Consider the following 18276-nt stretch of genomic DNA (forward strand, 5'->3'; position numbering starts at 1 on the left):
TGGGCGCGCCCAAAAGCTGTTGAAAAGGAGACAACCACATGGCTAAGAAGCTTGTTGGTTCGATGAAACTGCAGGTTCCTGCAGGTCAGGCAAACCCGTCCCCGCCGGTCGGTCCGGCGCTGGGTCAGCGCGGCATCAACATCATGGAATTCTGCAAGGCGTTCAACGCCAAGACCGCAGACATGGAGCCCGGCGCTCCTTGCCCGACCGTGATCACCTACTATCAGGACAAGTCCTTCACCATGGACATCAAGACGCCGCCCGCGTCTTACTACCTGAAGAAGGCTGCGAAGATTAAATCCGGCGCGAACAACCCGAGCCGTGAGACCGCAGGCACCGTCACTGCCGCTCAGGTGAAAGAGATCGCCGAAGCGAAGATGAAAGATCTGAACGCGAACGACATCGACGCCGCGATGCAGATCATCCTGGGCTCCGCCCGCTCCATGGGCATCGAGGTGAAGTAAGATGGCAAAGCTCGGTAAACGTACCCGCGCAGCGCGCGAAGCCTTCGCAGGCAAATCGAACCTCACGATCGAGGAAGCCGTCGCACTGGTGAAGGCAAACGCCAACACCAAATTCGACGAAACCGTCGAAATCGCGATGAACCTCGGTGTTGACACCCGTCACGCAGACCAGATGGTGCGCGGCGTTGTTGGCCTGCCCAACGGCACCGGCAAAACCATGCGTGTTGCTGTGTTCGCACGTGGCCCCAAAGCTGAAGAAGCGCAGGCCGCTGGCGCAGACATCGTTGGCGCAGAAGACCTGATGGAAACCATCCAGGGCGGCACCATCGAATTTGATCGCTGCATCGCAACCCCGGACATGATGCCCGTCGTCGGTCGTCTGGGTAAGATCCTCGGCCCGCGCAACCTGATGCCGAACCCCAAAGTTGGCACCGTGACCATGGACGTGAAAGCGGCCGTGGAAGCAGCCAAGGGCGGCGAAGTTCAGTTTAAAGCTGAAAAAGGTGGCGTTGTGCACGCAGGCGTTGGCAAAGCGTCCTTCGACGAAGCCAAACTGGCTGAAAACGTGCGCGCATTTGTGTCCGCAGTGGCCAAAGCGAAGCCGACCGGTGCCAAAGGTGCCTACATGAAAAAGATCGTCCTGTCCTCCACCATGGGCCCGGGCGTGACACTTGACGTGGACGGCGCTGTTTCCGAGTAATCGGACCCTTCCATGTTTGAGAAAAGAAAGGCGGCACTTCGGTGTCGCCTTTTTTTGCGCAAGATCTCCGTATAGTGAGAAAACGGCAAGGAATCCGGCGCCGATAGGGCGATCAGGCAGAAAGTGCTGATTGGCAAAATGACGAGTGAAATGAGTGCGGAAATGGCACCAACTGTAACGCAGGTTTGGCGCGTGGGCGCCATCATGAATGAACCTCTCAAAGAGGTGTTGAAGTTCTGTGCGTGGTATCTCGCGCTGGGTGCTGACGAGCTAACGATCTGTTTTGACAATCCTGATGACCCAGCGATTGAAGCCCTCTCCGAACATCCTCGCGTGCGTTGCATTCCCTGCACCCCGGCATTTTGGCAATCGCTTGGCCTCACAGCCGAGAGCGCATTTGTCAAACGCCAGAATGCAGCGCTGACATGGATCTATGGACAATATCCTGACGGCTGGCTGCTGAACGTCGATGCGGATGAGTTCATGTATTTCGAGGGGCGCGGTGTAGCGGATGTGCTGCAGCAAGAAGGCGGGCAGGCGCTGTCGATCCGGGTCATCACGGCAGAGCGTGTGATTGCGCCTGAAGGGGTGGGCGAGACTTTGTTCCGCCGCCCCATGGCTTATGATGTACGCAAATCGGTTTACGGCACGGATGCGAAACTTTTTGGCCCCAAACGGTCCGGTCTGGTGGGACATCCGCAGGGGAAATCCTTCGTGCGGTGCGGTGTCGCGGGATTGCAGCTGCGCCAACATTGGCCGCGTGCTGGCACCGTGGAGGCGGGAGAAGAGGTTCTGCTCGATCATCGTGATGGCGCGCATTTGCTGCACATGATCGGGGCCGATTTTGAAATCTGGCGTAACAAGCTGGCATGGCGCTGCGGGTCGCGCGGCTTTACCGATCCGCTGACAGAGCGCATTGAGGCGGCACTGGCTTCCTCACAACGCGAAGAGGAATTGCGGGATCTGTTCTCTCGCCTTCATGCGCTACGCCCTGATCAGGTGGCGCATCTGGAACGGGAGGATGCGCTTTTGCGGCTCGAGTGGGGTTTGACCGCGCTGGTGCAGCGAGAATTCGGCATCGATCTGGAACGCATCGACGCGCCTTGATGACACATACCCGATGGGTTGATGTGTCGTTTAGGGGTTGGAAATCATGACCCGCAGGACTATGTAGCCTCCACGGAGCAAAGCGTGCGATTCGTCGTGCGCTTTTCTCCTTTTCGTCCAAGATGGTGGGTGGCCTGTCGATCGGGCCTTAATTTCCCTCCTGAGACGGGTAGGACCAATGAAAGATCGAGGGTTTTTCGACTCTCGGGCGACTTTGGCTGAAACCCCGTAAAACGGACTTGACCGCCATACCTTTCGGGGTGTGGCAGAAAATGAGCCGGGGCATCTGCCCCTAATTTGGAGAGAACTGTGGATAGAGCCCAGAAAGAGAAAGTGGTCGAGGAACTCGGCCAGATCTTCGAAAGCTCTGGCGTGGTGGTCGTAGCCCACTACACCGGTCTGACAGTTGCCGAGATGCAGGACCTTCGCGCACGTGCTCGTGACGCGGGCGGCTCCGTGCGTGTTGCCAAAAACAGGCTCGCCAAAATCGCCCTCGAGGGTAAGCCGTGTGAAAGCATGTCTGACCTGCTGACAGGGATGACCGTTCTGACCTATTCCGAGGACCCCGTGGCAGCAGCCAAGGTGGCCGAGGACTTCGCCAAGGAGAACAAGAAGTTCGAAATCCTTGGCGGTGCAATGGGCGAGAACGCTCTTGACCGCGCAGGCGTTGAAGCCGTGTCGAAAATGCCGTCCCGCGAGGAGCTTATTGCTTCCATCGTTGGCTGCATCGGCGCACCGGCCTCCAACATCGCCGGCGCAATTGGCGCACCTGCAAGCAACATCGCAAGCATTCTTTCGACCATCGAAGAGAAGGCGGAAGCTGCGTAAGCGGTTGGCACTTAATGACTGGCGTAGGGTGACATTACCCACGTTGGAACACACATCTGTAAACGGAAAGAGCTAATACAATGGCTGATCTGAAAGCACTCGCGGAAAGCATCGTTGGTCTGACCCTGCTGGAAGCACAAGAACTGAAAACCATCCTCAAAGACGAGTACGGCATCGAGCCCGCAGCTGGCGGCGCAGTGATGATGGCTGGTCCTGCAGGCGGCGAAGCAGCTGCTGAGGAAGAGAAAACCGAATTCGACGTCGTTCTGAAGAACGCCGGCGCATCCAAAATCAACGTCATCAAAGAAGTCCGCGGCATCACCGGCCTGGGCCTCAAAGAAGCCAAAGAGCTCGTTGAAGCCGGCGGCAAGATCAAAGAAGGCGTTTCCAAAGACGAAGCCGAAGACATCAAAGGCAAGCTGGAAGCAGCTGGCGCCGAAGTCGAGCTGGCTTAAGCCCTTCGATAGAGGACATTCGGGCTGGATTTCCTGCGGGAACTTCTGCTCTATAGGCCTCAAATCATTTGGCTGGATCCGGGGAAACCCGGGTCCAGCTGAACCTGTCTCAGAAAGGGGCCTTTTCACCTAAGTGTGGTGGCCCTTTTTTCAGGCGAGGTTCGTTGGATCGGGAGGTCGCCATTCGGGACGGTGGCCATGAATTGATCCAGACCACGCTGTCTCTGACGGATGAGGTGCCGGGGCCCGGCGGCTGCCTTGTTTGTTGAGAACTCTGAAAGGTGAACTCTGACATGGCTCAAACGTTCCTTGGCCAGAAACGTCTTCGCAAATATTACGGCAAGATCCGCGAAGTGCTGGATATGCCGAACCTCATTGAGGTTCAAAAATCTTCTTATGATCTTTTCCTGCGCTCCGGCGATGAACCTCAGCCGCTTGACGGCGAAGGCATCAAAGGCGTGTTCCAATCGGTTTTCCCGATCAAGGACTTCAACGAAACCTCCGTTCTGGAGTTCGTGAACTACGCGCTTGAGCGTCCCAAGTACGACGTCGACGAATGTATGCAGCGCGACATGACCTATTCGGCACCGCTGAAGGTCACGCTGCGTCTGATCGTGTTCGATGTCGACGAGGACACCGGTGCGAAATCGGTAAAAGACATCAAGGAACAAGATGTCTTTATGGGCGATATGCCCCTGATGACCCCGAACGGTACGTTCATCGTGAACGGCACCGAACGTGTGATCGTGTCTCAGATGCACCGCTCACCGGGTGTGTTCTTTGACCACGACAAGGGCAAAACCCACTCTTCCGGTAAACTGCTGTTTGCGTGCCGCATCATCCCGTATCGCGGCTCCTGGCTCGACTTTGAGTTCGATGCCAAAGACATCGTCTTTGCCCGCATCGACCGTCGCCGCAAACTGCCGGTGACCACGCTTCTCTATGCGCTGGGTCTCGACCAGGAAGGCATCATGGATGCCTATTACAACACCGTCGACTTCAAGCTTGAGAAGTCGCGCGGCTGGGTCACGCCCTTCTTCCCCGAACGTGTGCGTGGCACCCGTCCGACCTATGACCTCGTAGATGCCGCCACGGGCGAAATCATCTGCGAAGCGGGCAAGAAAGTGACCCCGCGCGCGGTCAAGAAGATGATCGACGAAGGCACCATCACCGAGCTTCTGGTGCCCTTCGAGCATATCGTTGGCAAATATGTCGCCAAGGACATCATCAACGAAGAAAACGGCGCGATCTACGTCGAGGCTGGCGATGAGCTGACCCTCGAGTATGACAAAGACGGCGACATCATCGGTGGTACCGTCAAGGAACTGCTGGATGCGGGTATCACCGACATTCCGGTTCTGGACATCGACAACGTCAACGTCGGCCCCTACATGCGCAACACCATGGCGGCAGACAAGAACATGGGTCGCGACACCGCGCTCATGGACATCTACCGCGTGATGCGTCCGGGCGAGCCGCCCACCGTCGAAGCGGCCTCCGCGCTGTTTGACACTCTGTTCTTCGACAGCGAGCGCTATGACCTCTCTGCCGTTGGCCGCGTGAAGATGAACATGCGTCTGGCTCTGGATGCAGAAGACACCCAGCGGACCCTGCGCAAAGAAGACATCGTCGCCTGCATCAAGGCGCTGGTGGAACTGCGCGATGGTAAGGGCGACATCGACGACATCGACCACCTCGGCAACCGTCGTGTGCGGTCCGTTGGCGAACTGATGGAAAACCAGTACCGCGTTGGTCTGCTGCGCATGGAGCGCGCGATCAAAGAGCGTATGTCCTCTGTCGAGATCGACACCGTGATGCCGCAGGACCTGATCAACGCCAAGCCCGCTGCCGCGGCTGTGCGTGAATTTTTCGGCTCCTCGCAGCTGTCGCAGTTCATGGACCAGACCAACCCGCTGTCGGAAGTCACCCACAAACGCCGTCTCTCGGCGCTTGGCCCCGGTGGTCTGACCCGCGAGCGTGCTGGCTTTGAGGTGCGCGACGTTCACCCGACCCACTATGGCCGGATGTGTCCGATTGAAACGCCGGAAGGTCCGAACATTGGTCTGATCAACTCGCTGGCGACCTTTGCCCGCGTGAACAAATACGGCTTCATCGAGACCCCGTATCGCGTGGTGAAAGAAGGACAGGTGACCGATGAGGTTCACTACATGTCCGCCACCGAGGAAATGCGTCACACCGTGGCGCAGGCGAACGCCAACCTCGATGACGACAACCGTTTTGTGAACGACCTCGTGTCCACCCGTCAGTCGGGCGACTACACGCTGGCCCCGAACGAGAGCGTTGACCTGATCGACGTTTCGCCCAAGCAGTTGGTTTCTGTTGCGGCCTCGCTCATTCCGTTCCTTGAAAACGACGATGCTAACCGCGCTCTGATGGGTTCGAACATGCAACGTCAGGCGGTTCCGCTGCTGCGCGCAGAAGCGCCGCTGGTCGGCACCGGGATCGAGGAAATCGTGGCGCGCGACTCTGGCGCGGCGATCATGGCGAAGCGCGCAGGCGTGATCGACCAGATCGACGCTCAGCGTATCGTTATCCGTGCAACCTCCGATCTGGAGCTGGGCGACGCAGGCGTGGACATCTACCGCATGCGCAAATTCCAGCGCTCGAACCAGAACACCTGCATCAACCAGCGTCCGCTGGTGAAAGTGGGTCAGACGGTCGAGAAGGGCGAAGTGATCGCAGATGGTCCCTCCACCGATATGGGTGAACTGGCTCTCGGTAAAAACGTGGTCGTCGCGTTTATGCCGTGGAACGGTTACAACTACGAGGACTCCATCCTGATCTCCGAGCGTATCGCGCGTGACGACGTCTTCACCTCGATCCACATCGAGGAATTCGAAGTTGCTGCCCGTGACACCAAGCTTGGGCCGGAAGAAATCACCCGCGATATCCCGAACGTCGGTGAGGAAGCCCTGCGCAACCTCGACGAGGCGGGCATCGTCTACATCGGTGCCGATGTGGAGCCGGGCGATATCCTCGTGGGTAAGATCACACCGAAGGGCGAAAGCCCGATGACGCCGGAAGAAAAGCTTCTACGCGCCATCTTTGGTGAGAAAGCCTCCGACGTGCGCGACACCTCGCTGCGTGTGAAGCCGGGCGACTACGGTACTGTTGTTGAGGTTCGCGTCTTCAACCGTCACGGCGTCGAAAAAGACGAACGTGCGTTGCAGATCGAGCGTGAAGAAGTCGAACGTCTGGCCCGTGACCGGGACGACGAACTCGGCATTCTGGACCGCAACATCTACGCCCGTCTGCGGGATCTGCTGCTCGGCAAGACTGCCGTCAAAGGCCCCAAAGGCGTGCGCGGCAACACCGTTATCGACGAGGATCTGCTGGACAACCAGCTGACCCGTGGTCAGTGGTGGATGCTTGCTCTGGAAGAAGAGCAGGACGCTCAGATCCTTGAGGCTCTGAACGAGCAGTACGAAGCACAAAAACGTGCTCTGGACGCTCGTTTTGAGGACAAGGTTGAGAAAGTCCGTCGCGGCGACGATCTGCCCCCGGGTGTGATGAAGATGGTCAAAGTCTTCATCGCCGTTAAGCGCAAGCTGCAGCCGGGCGATAAGATGGCCGGTCGTCACGGGAACAAAGGTGTTATCTCCCGCGTGGTGCCGATGGAGGACATGCCGTTCCTCGCAGATGGTACCCCGGTGGACTTCTGCCTTAACCCGCTCGGCGTACCGTCGCGTATGAACGTTGGTCAGATCCTTGAAACGCACATGGGTTGGGCCGCACGCGGTCTGGGTCTGAAAATCGACGACGCGCTGCAGGACTATCGCCGCACTGGCGATCTGACCCCTGTGCGTGATGCGATGCGCGAGGCCTATGGTGAGAACGTCTATGAAGAGGGTATCTCTTCCATGGACGAAACCCAGCTCATCGAGGCCGCAGGCAACGTCACCCGTGGTGTGCCGATCGCAACGCCGGTCTTTGACGGTGCAAAAGAAGATGACGTCAACGACGCGCTGGTGCGCGCGGGCTTTGACCAGTCCGGTCAGTCGATCCTGTTCGACGGCCGCACGGGTGAGCAGTTCGCACGTCCGGTGACCGTGGGCATCAAGTATCTCTTGAAGCTGCACCACCTCGTGGATGACAAAATCCACGCCCGTTCCACCGGTCCGTACTCGCTGGTTACCCAGCAGCCGCTCGGTGGTAAGGCGCAGTTCGGTGGTCAGCGCTTTGGTGAGATGGAGGTCTGGGCTCTGGAAGCTTACGGCGCCGCCTACACCCTGCAAGAGATGCTCACCGTGAAATCGGATGACGTCGCCGGCCGGACCAAGGTCTATGAGTCGATCGTCAAGGGCGAGGACAACTTTGAAGCGGGCGTACCGGAATCGTTCAACGTTCTGGTTAAAGAAGTCCGTGGCCTCGGCCTGAACATGGAACTCCTGGATGCGGAGGTTGAGGAGTGAGGGGGCTTCCCCTCACCCCACGTCCCCCCTTCCGCAAGATTTGAGGTATCAAAATGAACCAGGAAATCACCAATAACCCGTTCAACCCGCTGACCCCGCCGAAGGTCTTTGACGAGATCAAGGTGTCGCTGGCCAGCCCGGAACGGATTCTCTCGTGGTCCTACGGCGAGATCAAAAAGCCGGAAACCATCAACTACCGTACGTTCAAGCCCGAGCGTGACGGCCTGTTCTGCGCGCGTATCTTTGGCCCGATCAAAGACTACGAGTGTCTCTGCGGCAAATATAAGCGCATGAAGTATCGCGGCGTTGTCTGCGAGAAATGTGGTGTTGAAGTTACCCTTCAAAAAGTGCGCCGTGAGCGCATGGGCCACATCGAACTGGCGGCACCCGTTGCGCATATCTGGTTCCTGAAGTCGCTTCCTTCCCGGATCGGCCTCATGCTGGACATGACCCTGCGTGATCTGGAACGCGTTCTCTACTTCGAAAACTACGTTGTCATCGAGCCGGGTCTCACCGACCTGCAATACGGCCAGATGATGACCGAAGAAGAGTACATGGATGCGCAAGACGCCTATGGCATGGACGCCTTCACCGCCAATATCGGTGCCGAAGCGATCCGCGAAATGCTGGCGGCGATCGATCTTGAGGCAGAAGCCGAGCACCTGCGCGCCGAACTGGCCGAGGCCACCGGCGAACTGAAGCCCAAGAAGATCATCAAGCGTTTGAAAGTCGTGGAATCCTTCCTCGAGTCGGGCAACCGTCCCGAGTGGATGATCATGACCGTGATCCCGGTTATCCCGCCGGAACTGCGTCCGCTGGTTCCGCTGGATGGGGGTCGTTTCGCGACTTCCGACCTCAACGACCTCTATCGTCGTGTGATCAACCGGAACAACCGTCTGAAGCGTCTGATTGAGCTGCGCGCACCTGACATCATCGTCCGCAACGAAAAGCGGATGCTGCAGGAATCCGTTGACGCTCTGTTCGACAACGGCCGTCGTGGTCGCGTCATCACCGGTGCCAACAAACGCCCGCTGAAGTCGCTCTCCGACATGCTGAAGGGTAAGCAAGGTCGCTTCCGTCAGAACCTTTTGGGGAAACGCGTCGACTTCTCCGGTCGTTCGGTCATTGTGACCGGCCCCGAGCTGAAGCTGCACCAGTGTGGTCTGCCCAAGAAGATGGCGCTCGAACTCTTCAAGCCCTTCATCTACTCGCGTCTGGAGGCCAAAGGTCTGTCCTCCACCGTGAAGCAGGCGAAGAAGCTCGTTGAAAAAGAGCGTCCCGAAGTTTGGGACATCCTCGACGAGGTGATCCGCGAGCACCCGGTGATGCTGAACCGCGCACCGACGCTGCACCGTCTTGGTATTCAGGCGTTCGAACCCACGCTGATCGAAGGTAAAGCGATCCAGCTGCACCCGCTGGTCTGTTCGGCGTTTAACGCTGACTTCGACGGTGACCAGATGGCTGTGCACGTCCCGCTGAGCCTTGAGGCCCAGTTGGAAGCGCGCGTCCTGATGATGTCCACGAACAACGTTCTGTCGCCTGCCAACGGCGCGCCGATCATCGTTCCGTCGCAGGATATGATTCTTGGCCTTTACTACCTCACGCTGGAGCGTGAAGGCATGAAGGGCGAAGGCATGGTCTTCGGCAACCTCGATGAAGTTCAGCACGCGCTGGACGCCGGTGTTGTGCACCTGCACTCCAAAGTCACCGTGCGGGTTCCGCAGATCGACGAAGAGGGCAACGAGGTCTTCCAACGCTTTGAGACCACGCCGGGCCGTGCCCGTCTGGGCTCCTTGCTGCCGAAAAACGCCAAGGCACCGTTTGAACTGGTGAACCGTCTGCTGCGCAAACGTGAAGTTCAGCAGGTCATCGACACCGTCTACCGTTACTGCGGCCAGAAAGAGTCCGTGATCTTCTGTGACCAGATCATGACCATGGGCTTCCGCGAGGCGTTCAAGGCGGGCATCTCGTTCGGCAAGGACGACATGGTGATCCCTGACAACAAGTGGACCATCGTCGACGACACCCGCGATCAGGTGAAAGACTTTGAACAGCAGTACATGGACGGCCTGATCACTCAGGGCGAAAAGTACAACAAAGTCGTGGATGCCTGGTCGAAGTGTAACGACAAGCTCACCGAAGCCATGATGTCCACCATTTCGGCGGTCAAAAAGGCTGAAGACGGCTCCGACATGGAACCGAACTCGGTCTACATGATGGCTCACTCCGGTGCGCGTGGCTCCGTGACGCAGATGCGTCAGCTGGGCGGGATGCGTGGTCTGATGGCAAAGCCGAACGGCGACATCATCGAGACCCCGGTTATCTCGAACTTTAAAGAAGGTCTGACCGTTCTGGAGTACTTCAACTCCACCCACGGTGCCCGTAAGGGTCTGTCGGATACGGCGCTTAAGACGGCGAACTCCGGTTACCTGACCCGTCGTCTTGTGGACGTGGCGCAGGACTGCATCGTGCGCGAGCACGACTGTGGTACCGAGCGTGCGATCACTGCAGAGACTGCGGTCAATGATGGTGAGGTCGTGGCCTCCCTCGGCGAGCGTATTCTGGGTCGTGTTGCCGCGGATGATGTCAAACGTCCAGGCACCGAAGAGATCGTGGTCGCCGCTGGTCAGTTGATCGACGAACGCATGGCGGACGCGATCGAGGAAGCCGGTGTTCAGTCCATGCGCATCCGCAGCCCGCTGACCTGTGAAAGCGAAGAGGGCGTCTGCGCCATGTGCTATGGCCGTGACCTTGCGCGCGGTACCATGGTCAATTCCGGTGAGGCCGTCGGCATCATCGCGGCGCAGTCGATCGGTGAACCCGGCACACAGCTGACGATGCGGACCTTCCACATCGGCGGCGTGGCACAGGGTGGTCAGCAGTCCTTCCTTGAGGCGTCCCAAGAGGGCAAGATCGTGTTCGAGAACACGAACACGCTCACCAACGCCAACGGCGAAGTTCTGACCATTGGCCGGAACATGAAGCTGATCATTCAGGACGAGCACGGTGAAGAGCGCTCCAGCCACAAGCTGGGCTACGGCACCAAGCTGTTCGTCAAGGAAGGCCAGCAGGTCAAGCGCGGCGACAAACTGTTCGAGTGGGACCCCTACACCCTGCCGATCATCGCTGAAAAGCCAGGTACTGCGAAGTACGTGGACCTCGTGTCCGGTCTGGCCGTGCGCGAAGAAACCGACGATGCCACCGGCATGACCCAGAAGATCGTGATCGACTGGCGTGCGGCACCGAAGGGCTCTGACCTGAAGCCGGAAATCATCCTTGTGGGTGATGATGGCGAACCGGTCCGCAACTCCCTTGGCAACCCGCTGACCTATCCGATGTCCGTGGATGCGATCCTGTCCTGTGAAGACGGTCAGAAGATCGAAGCCGGTGACGTTGTTGCGCGTATCCCGCGTGAAGGTGCGAAGACGAAGGACATTACCGGTGGTCTGCCGCGTGTGGCCGAACTCTTTGAGGCGCGTCGTCCGAAAGATCACGCGATCATCGCCGAAATCGATGGTTACGTGCGCTTTGGTCGCGACTACAAGAACAAGCGTCGCATCTCCATCGAGCCGGCCGATGAGTCCATGGAGGCCGTGGAATACATGGTGCCCAAGGGCAAGCACATCCCGGTTGTCGAGGGCGACTTCGTTCAGAAGGGCGACTACATCATGGACGGCAACCCGGCGCCGCATGACATCCTGTCCATCATGGGTGTCGAGGCTCTGGCGAACTACATGATCGACGAAGTGCAGGACGTTTATCGCCTGCAGGGTGTGAAGATCAACGACAAGCACATCGAGGTGATCGTTCGCCAGATGCTGCAAAAGTGGGAGATCTCCGACTCTGGCGAGACCACGCTCCTCAAGGGCGAACACGTCGACAAGCAGGAGTTCGACGCGGCAAACGAGAAGGCGCTCAGCCGTGGCAAGCGCCCGGCACAAGGCGAGCCGATCCTTCTTGGCATCACCAAGGCGTCGTTGCAGACCCGCTCCTTCATCTCCGCGGCCTCCTTCCAGGAGACCACACGAGTCCTCACCGAGGCTTCTGTGCAGGGCAAGAAGGACAAGCTGGTCGGCCTGAAGGAAAACGTCATCGTGGGTCGTCTGATCCCGGCGGGCACCGGTGGTGCAACCCAGCAGGTGCGCCATATCGCATCCTCGCGCGACAATGTGGTCCTTGAGGCCCGTCGCGAAGAGGCCGAAGCGGCAGCAGCCCTTGCAGCGCCGATGGCGGATGATGTTGCGGATGCGGATTTCCTCGTGGAAACCCCGGAAAGCCGCGACTAAGCCCGACGGCTTGTTGCTGAATTGAGAAAGCCCCGCGTCCACTGTGACGCGGGGCTTTTTCGTTGCGTGCGCGGGGCCGGGCAGGCGGTGCACCAAGCCTCTTGGCAAGCGGGCGAGGGCGTGGTTTCTGTTGGTGATCAAGGCCGGGGGAGAGAGACGACGCGATGGCGGCAACATTCAATATGGTGGGGGTCATCCGCTTCTCGCTGCTGACACCGACCTTCAATGCAGACCGCTACCCGGATCTGGACGCCGCCGCTGAGGCGATTTTTGCGCCCGACCGCATGGCACTGCGGCTGCACTTGTTTGAAAAGCTGTGCCTGCCTTCCTTGGTGCGGCAGGGGGACGCCGATTTCCATTTGGTGGTGGCGACCTCTGATCGTCTGCCGCAACCGGTGTTGAAACGCCTACAGGAGTTGCTTGCCCCGCACGATCACATGCGGCTGTTGCAGTTTGCGCCGGAGAACCACTTTCAAATCCTGAAAGAGGCCTACGGCGCAATTCCGGAACAGGGCGAAAGCCACCGTATCCTGTTTCGCCTTGATGATGACGATGCATTGGACGGCGGCTATGTGGCCCGGTGCAAACGGCTCGCCGCGGGGCTTCTCCCCTTGCAGGCAAGCGCCGAGACACCTTTTGCCATCGCCTTTAATCGCGGCATCTACCTTGTTCGCGAAGAAGGCCAACCGCCCGTCGTGGTGGACAGTTGCGAACGGGCGCCGCTCTCGGCGGGCTCCGCGTTGGTGCGGCCAGTGTCGGGCAAGGGCAATCCCTATCGCTACAATCACCGCAAGTTTGCCCAGCATTACCCGCTGTTTTCGGATATTGCCGTTCCATCCTTTTTGCGGACGGTCCACGGTGACAACCATTCTACCCCGGCAATGATGGGGCTGACGGCGCGGCAGACCGAGGCCGAGATTGATGCAGACCTGCAAACCCATTTTGGCATGAGCCTTCGTGCGCTTAAGGCGATCTGACATGACAGGATCGTTGAGCCCGAACCAGAAAGGCGCGCTCCTGATGCTGGGCAGCATGGCGTTCTTCACCATCAACGACACATTGGTCAAACTGGTGGGAGAAACCGTGCCTTTGTGGCAGATCGTGACTGTGCGGGGCGTGATGGCGAGCGTCCTGCTGCTGTGTCTCGCACGCGCAATGGGTGCCTTGCGCTTTGATCTCTCGCGTCGTGACTGGGGGCTGGTTCTGGCGCGATGCGCGACCGAAATGGCTGTGACCTATTTCTTTCTGTCGGCCCTTTTGCAGATGCCACTGGCGAATATCACGGCTGTGCTGCAAATGCTGCCACTGACTGTGACGCTCTGTGCGGCGTTGTTCCTTGGGGAAACGGTCGGCTGGCGGCGGAGCCTTGCCATCGCACTCGGGTTTGTCGGTATGCTGCTGATTGTGCGCCCCGGTGGTGCGGATTTTGGTCCGGCGACGATTTATGCGTTGCTGGCCGTTGCGCTGCTGACGCTCAGGGATCTGGTAACGCGGCAGATGTCACCGGCGGTGCCTTCGCTCACCGTGACATTTCTATCGGCGTTCTCGGTGATGCTGTTTGGCCTTGGTTTGGGTATTGGCGAGAGCTGGCAGCCGGTGGGCGGGCGCGAGTGGCTCTTGCTGTCTGCCACTGCCGTGCTGATCTTGCTGGCCTATCTTTGTGCGGTGATGACCATTCGCGTCGGCGAGGTCTCTGCCGTAGCACCGCTGCGCTACACCGGGCTCGTTTGGGCGTTGCTGCTCGGTTGGCTGGTGTTTGGTGAATTTCCCTCCGGTCTTACGCTCTTTGGGGCTGGCATTGTGGTCGCGGCGGGCTTGTTCACGTTGCTGCGCGAACGTCAGGTTGCCGAAAACACCTGACGCACATCTGCCTCGGATATGGCAAAGCGTGCCTCGAACTCTGCGACCTGCTCGACCGTGAGCGGCGTCACGGGGATGGGTTTCACGCGCTTTTGCCGGGAGTCATTGGAAGAATGCAGCCCACGCACAAACATCGGCGCATCCGATAGCGTGATGGTGGGCATAAAGCGCAGGATCTTCTCATGGGCGAAATTCATGATGGTGAGTTTAGTGCCACCACGCACATACATGCCAAGGCCCGCGACAAAATAGGGGCGGTGAATTTCCGCCGCAGAAATCCCATTCGCCCCGAACTCCGCCGCATAACCCATATTGAAATCGACCGCCACGCTGCGATGACGCGCGACCAGTCCGGGGCAGTCTGAAATGGTGCCACGCAACCGCTCGATGAAATCGACCGAGACTGCATCGTCATCATCATATCGAAACTGGAGGCACGGTTTGTCCGGATCGCGGCGCGCCTTGTTCAGAATGTCCTTCATGACCGCGCGCTGGGGCATTGGGGGGTGTTTTTCAATCCGGACCTGCGGCATCCCGGCGACGAGGTCACGAAGACGCGCCTCGTGATGGGCGGGCAGGCTGTCACCAATGACGACGATCAGATCGAAATCGGGATCTGTCTGCGCGCGCAGACAGGGCAGGGCGACCGTTTCAAACAGGCGAAAGCGCTCTTCAAGGCGGGCCTCGCCGTAGAGAAAGGCGATGCGCTCCTCGATGCTGTCGTGCTCTACTTGAAAGCCGCCGATGGCAGGATAGGAAAATCGACAAAGCCCGATGACTTGCATCACTAAAAATCCTCATGAAGAAACACGCGCGACTATGGCGGGCCGAACCCGGCCGGACAAGGTCTGCAAGCAGGGGCATGTGTTGACAAGCTCTGCGACTCTCAATATACGCGCGCTATCCGGCATGGGGGAGAAGTCCCTCTTACGCCGAACTCATATCTGTAGTGGCTCAAGGTCAGGGCACTTTTTTCACCCGGACCCTCTGTAAACCCACCGCGACGTTCACCTCGGAATGGGAACGTTTGCGGTTTTTGCGTTTGCGCAGACGCTGCTGAAGATCTCGCCGCACGGCGCGTGCCGTGCATGACATAGTGTTGCAAAACGGGGAATAACCGGAATGCCAACGATCCAACAGCTGATCCGCAAGCCGCGTCAGCCGAAAGTAAAACGCTCCAAGTCCATGCACCTGGAGCAGTGCCCGCAGAAGCGCGGCGTTTGTACTCGCGTCTACACCACCACACCTAAGAAACCGAACTCCGCTATGCGGAAAGTTGCGAAGGTTCGCCTGACCAACGGTTTCGAAGTGATCTCCTACATCCCCGGTGAATCCCACAACCTTCAGGAACACTCCGTGGTTCTGATCCGTGGCGGCCGTGTAAAAGACCTTCCGGGTGTCCGTTACCACATCCTGCGTGGTGTTCTGGATACCCAAGGTGTCAAAGACCGTAAGCAGCGTCGCTCCAAGTATGGCGCGAAGCGTCCTAAGTAAGAAGAAGGATAAGCATAGATGTCCCGTCGTCACGCTGCTGAAAAACGCGAAGTTCTGCCCGACGCCAAGTTCGGCGACCGCGTTCTCACCAAATTCATGAACAACCTGATGATCGATGGTAAAAAATCGGTCGCAGAGCGCATCGTTTACAACGCCTTTGATCGCGTTGAATCGAAAATCAAGCGCGCGCCCGTGGAAGTGTTCCACGAAGCTCTCGACAACGTGAAACCCTCCGTTGAGGTCCGTTCGCGTCGTGTGGGTGGTGCAACCTACCAGGTTCCCGTCGAAGTGCGCCCCGAGCGTCGTGAAGCGCTGGCAATCCGCTGGCTGATCACCGCTGCGCGCGGCCGCAACGAGAACACAATGGAAGAACGCCTCGCCGGTGAACTCCTCGATGCTGTACAAAGCCGGGGTACTGCCGTTAAGAAGCGCGAAGACACTCACAAGATGGCAGAGGCAAACAAAGCCTTCTCGCACTATCGCTGGTAACTCTTCAGAGGCTGATCCAATATGGCACGCGACTATCCGCTAGACCGCTACCGTAACTTCGGTATCATGGCGCACATCGATGCAGGTAAAACCACCTGCTCCGAGCGCATCCTGTTCTACACCGGCAAATCCCACAACATCGGTGAGGTGCACGACGGTGCAGCCACCATGGACTGGATGGAGCAGGAGCAGGAACGCGGCATCACCATTACTTCGGCTGCGACCACCACCTTCTGGGAACGCACCGAAGACGGCGAAACCGCTGACACTCCGAAGCACCGTCTGAACATCATCGACACCCCCGGCCACGTTGACTTCACCATCGAAGTTGAGCGCTCGCTGGCGGTTCTCGACGGTGCAGTCTGTGTTCTCGACGCCAACGCTGGTGTTGAGCCCCAAACCGAAACCGTGTGGCGTCAGGCTGACCGCTACAAGGTTCCGCGGATGGTGTTCGTCAACAAGATGGACAAGATCGGCGCGGACTTCTTCAACTGCGTTCGCATGATCGAAGACCGCACCGGCGCCCGCGCGGTTCCGGTTGGTATTCCGATCGGCGCCGAGAACGAGCTCGAAGGCCTCATCGACCTGGTCACCATGAAAGAGTGGCTGTGGCAGGGTGAAGACCTCGGCGCGTCCTGGATTCAGGTCGACATTCGCGACAGCCTGAAAGACATGGCTGACGAATGGCGCGGCAAGATGATCGAAGCGGCCGTCGAAATGGACGACGACGCGATGGAAAACTACCTGATGGACGGCGCAGAGCCCGACGTCGCGACCCTGCGCAGCCTGCTGCGTAAAGGTACGCTGTCGCTCTCCTTCGTTCCGGTTCTGGGCGGTTCCGCGTTCAAGAACAAAGGTGTTCAGCCGCTGCTTAACGCTGTGATCGACTACCTGCCGAGCCCGCTCGACGTTGTTGATTACATGGGCTTTAAGCCGGGCGACGAAGAAGAAGTTCGTAACATCCCGCGTCGTGCCGACGACAGCATGGCCTTCTCCGGTCTTGCGTTCAAAATCATGAACGACCCCTTCGTTGGCTCCCTGACCTTCACCCGGATCTACTCCGGCGTGCTGAACAAGGGCGACTCCATCCTGAACTCCACCAAAGGTAAGAAAGAGCGCATCGGTCGTATGATGATGATGCACTCCAACAACCGCGAGGAGATCGAAGAAGCGTTTGCAGGCGACATCATCGCGCTGGCGGGTCTTAAGGACACCACCACCGGTGACACCCTCTGCGACGCCAAGGAGCCGGTGGTTCTGGAAACCATGACCTTCCCGGATCCGGTTATCGAGATCGCCGTGGAGCCCAAAACCAAGGGCGACCAGGAGAAAATGTCCCAAGGTCTGGCACGTCTTGCTGCCGAAGACCCGTCCTTCCGCGTCGAAACCGACCTCGAGTCCGGTCAGACCATCATGAAGGGCATGGGCGAACTTCACCTGGACATCCTGGTGGACCGTCTGAAGCGCGAGTTCAAAGTCGAAGCCAACATCGGTGCCCCGCAGGTTGCCTACCGCGAGACCATTGGTCACGAGGTCGAGCACACCTACACCCACAAGAAACAGTCGGGTGGTTCGGGTCAGTTCGCTGAGGTGAAGATGATCATCTCGCCGACAGAAGCTGGTGAAGGCTATTCCTTCGAGTCCCGCATCGTTGGCGGTTCGGTTCCCAAGGAATACATCCCCGGTGTTGAAAAAGGCATCAACTCGGTCATGGACAGCGGCCCGCTTGCTGGCTTCCCTGTGATCGACTTCAAGGTTGCCCTGATCGACGGTAAATTCCACGACGTTGACTCCAGCGTTCTGGCGTTTGAGATCGCAGCCCGTATGTGTATGCGTGAAGGCATGCGCAAAGCTGGCGCGAAACTGCTCGAGCCGATCATGAAAGTCGAAGTGATCACCCCGGAAGAATACACTGGCGGTATCATCGGCGATCTGACCTCCCGTCGCGGTCAGGTGTCCGGTCAGGAGCCTCGCGGCAACGCAATTGCGATCGACGCAAACGTGCCGCTCGCGAACATGTTTGGCTACATCAACACCCTGCGCTCCATGTCTTCGGGCCGCGCGCAGTTCACGATGCAGTTCTCGCATTACGATCCGGTCCCGCAGAACATCTCTGACGAGATCCAGGCGAAATACGCGTAAGCGTGACGATTTGGGGGA

Annotated in this window: 13 protein-coding genes; 12 read left to right on the top strand and 1 reads right to left on the bottom strand. The window is 58.6% G+C overall.

Features of this window, described 5'->3' with window-relative positions:
* Positions 1-38 precede the first annotated feature (38 nt).
* From rplK to QNI81_RS00905, 9 genes are all read left to right on the top strand, one after another.
* Positions 39-464 carry a 50S ribosomal protein L11 gene (gene rplK / locus QNI81_RS00865; protein ID WP_009176390.1) on the top strand — a complete coding sequence of 142 codons (426 nt, stop codon included), beginning with the start codon at positions 39-41 and terminating at the stop codon, positions 462-464.
* 1 nt (position 465) lies between these two features.
* Positions 466-1164, top strand: coding sequence for a 50S ribosomal protein L1 (rplA, locus tag QNI81_RS00870; protein WP_005621045.1), 699 nt, complete (start codon positions 466-468; stop codon positions 1162-1164).
* A 162-nt stretch (positions 1165-1326) separates the two neighbouring features.
* The gene (locus QNI81_RS00875; protein WP_283967065.1) at positions 1327-2271 is read left to right on the top strand and encodes a glycosyltransferase family 2 protein; all 945 of its coding nucleotides are present in this window, start codon (positions 1327-1329) and stop codon (positions 2269-2271) included.
* 309 nt (positions 2272-2580) lie between these two features.
* A complete protein-coding gene (rplJ, locus tag QNI81_RS00880) occupies positions 2581-3099 on the top strand; it encodes a 50S ribosomal protein L10 (RefSeq protein WP_065323902.1) in 519 nt (172 codons plus the stop codon).
* An 80-nt stretch (positions 3100-3179) separates the two neighbouring features.
* Positions 3180-3554 (top strand): 50S ribosomal protein L7/L12, encoded by a 375-nt coding sequence (gene rplL, locus QNI81_RS00885; protein ID WP_005621055.1) that lies wholly within the window; start codon positions 3180-3182, stop codon positions 3552-3554.
* A 293-nt stretch (positions 3555-3847) separates the two neighbouring features.
* The gene (gene rpoB, locus QNI81_RS00890; RefSeq protein WP_283967066.1) at positions 3848-7987 is read left to right on the top strand and encodes a DNA-directed RNA polymerase subunit beta; all 4140 of its coding nucleotides are present in this window, start codon (positions 3848-3850) and stop codon (positions 7985-7987) included.
* Between the two features lie 53 nt (positions 7988-8040).
* A complete protein-coding gene (gene rpoC, locus QNI81_RS00895; protein WP_110365824.1) occupies positions 8041-12273 on the top strand; it encodes a DNA-directed RNA polymerase subunit beta' in 4233 nt (1410 codons plus the stop codon).
* A gap of 164 nt (positions 12274-12437) precedes the next feature.
* Positions 12438-13250, top strand: a complete 813-nt coding sequence (locus QNI81_RS00900; protein ID WP_283967067.1) for a glycosyltransferase — start codon at positions 12438-12440, stop codon at positions 13248-13250.
* A 1-nt stretch (position 13251) separates the two neighbouring features.
* Positions 13252-14133: a DMT family transporter gene (locus QNI81_RS00905; RefSeq protein ID WP_283967068.1), complete on the top strand. Its 882-nt coding sequence runs from the start codon at positions 13252-13254 to the stop codon at positions 14131-14133.
* On the opposite strand, the gene QNI81_RS00910 is transcribed toward QNI81_RS00905, so the two are convergent.
* On the bottom strand, positions 14112-14918 hold the full coding sequence (locus QNI81_RS00910) for a putative rhamnosyl transferase (protein ID WP_283967069.1): 807 nt from the start codon (positions 14916-14918) through the stop codon (positions 14112-14114). The genes QNI81_RS00905 and QNI81_RS00910 overlap by 22 nt on opposite strands.
* Positions 14919-15255: 337 nt before the next feature.
* Between QNI81_RS00910 and rpsL the strand changes: the two genes are divergently transcribed.
* From rpsL to fusA, 3 genes are read left to right on the top strand one after another with little or no spacing between them, the layout of a single operon-like run.
* Entirely contained in the window at positions 15256-15627 is a 372-nt protein-coding gene (gene rpsL, locus QNI81_RS00915) for a 30S ribosomal protein S12 (protein ID WP_005621086.1), read from the top strand.
* An 18-nt stretch (positions 15628-15645) separates the two neighbouring features.
* Positions 15646-16116 (top strand): 30S ribosomal protein S7, encoded by a 471-nt coding sequence (rpsG, locus tag QNI81_RS00920; RefSeq protein WP_005621089.1) that lies wholly within the window; start codon positions 15646-15648, stop codon positions 16114-16116.
* Between the two features lie 21 nt (positions 16117-16137).
* Entirely contained in the window at positions 16138-18258 is a 2121-nt protein-coding gene (gene fusA / locus QNI81_RS00925) for an elongation factor G (protein ID WP_065323907.1), read from the top strand.
* The last annotated feature ends 18 nt before the right edge of the window (positions 18259-18276 follow it).

This window comes from Tritonibacter sp. AK171 (assembly GCF_030127025.1).
GTDB classification, from domain to species: Bacteria; Pseudomonadota; Alphaproteobacteria; order Rhodobacterales; family Rhodobacteraceae; genus Epibacterium; species Epibacterium mobile.

Coding starts and splice junctions, on each gene's coding strand:
- fusA (WP_065323907.1), top strand. CDS start 16,138: ATGGCACGCGACTATCCGCTAGACCGCTACCGTAACTTCGGTATCATG.
- rpsG (WP_005621089.1), top strand. CDS start 15,646: ATGTCCCGTCGTCACGCTGCTGAAAAACGCGAAGTTCTGCCCGACGCC.
- QNI81_RS00900 (WP_283967067.1), top strand. CDS start 12,438: ATGGCGGCAACATTCAATATGGTGGGGGTCATCCGCTTCTCGCTGCTG.
- rpoB (WP_283967066.1), top strand. CDS start 3,848: ATGGCTCAAACGTTCCTTGGCCAGAAACGTCTTCGCAAATATTACGGC.
- QNI81_RS00875 (WP_283967065.1), top strand. CDS start 1,327: ATGGCACCAACTGTAACGCAGGTTTGGCGCGTGGGCGCCATCATGAAT.
- rplK (WP_009176390.1), top strand. CDS start 39: ATGGCTAAGAAGCTTGTTGGTTCGATGAAACTGCAGGTTCCTGCAGGT.
- rpsL (WP_005621086.1), top strand. CDS start 15,256: ATGCCAACGATCCAACAGCTGATCCGCAAGCCGCGTCAGCCGAAAGTA.
- QNI81_RS00905 (WP_283967068.1), top strand. CDS start 13,252: ATGACAGGATCGTTGAGCCCGAACCAGAAAGGCGCGCTCCTGATGCTG.
- rplA (WP_005621045.1), top strand. CDS start 466: ATGGCAAAGCTCGGTAAACGTACCCGCGCAGCGCGCGAAGCCTTCGCA.
- rplL (WP_005621055.1), top strand. CDS start 3,180: ATGGCTGATCTGAAAGCACTCGCGGAAAGCATCGTTGGTCTGACCCTG.
- QNI81_RS00910 (WP_283967069.1), bottom strand. CDS start 14,918: ATGCAAGTCATCGGGCTTTGTCGATTTTCCTATCCTGCCATCGGCGGC.
- rpoC (WP_110365824.1), top strand. CDS start 8,041: ATGAACCAGGAAATCACCAATAACCCGTTCAACCCGCTGACCCCGCCG.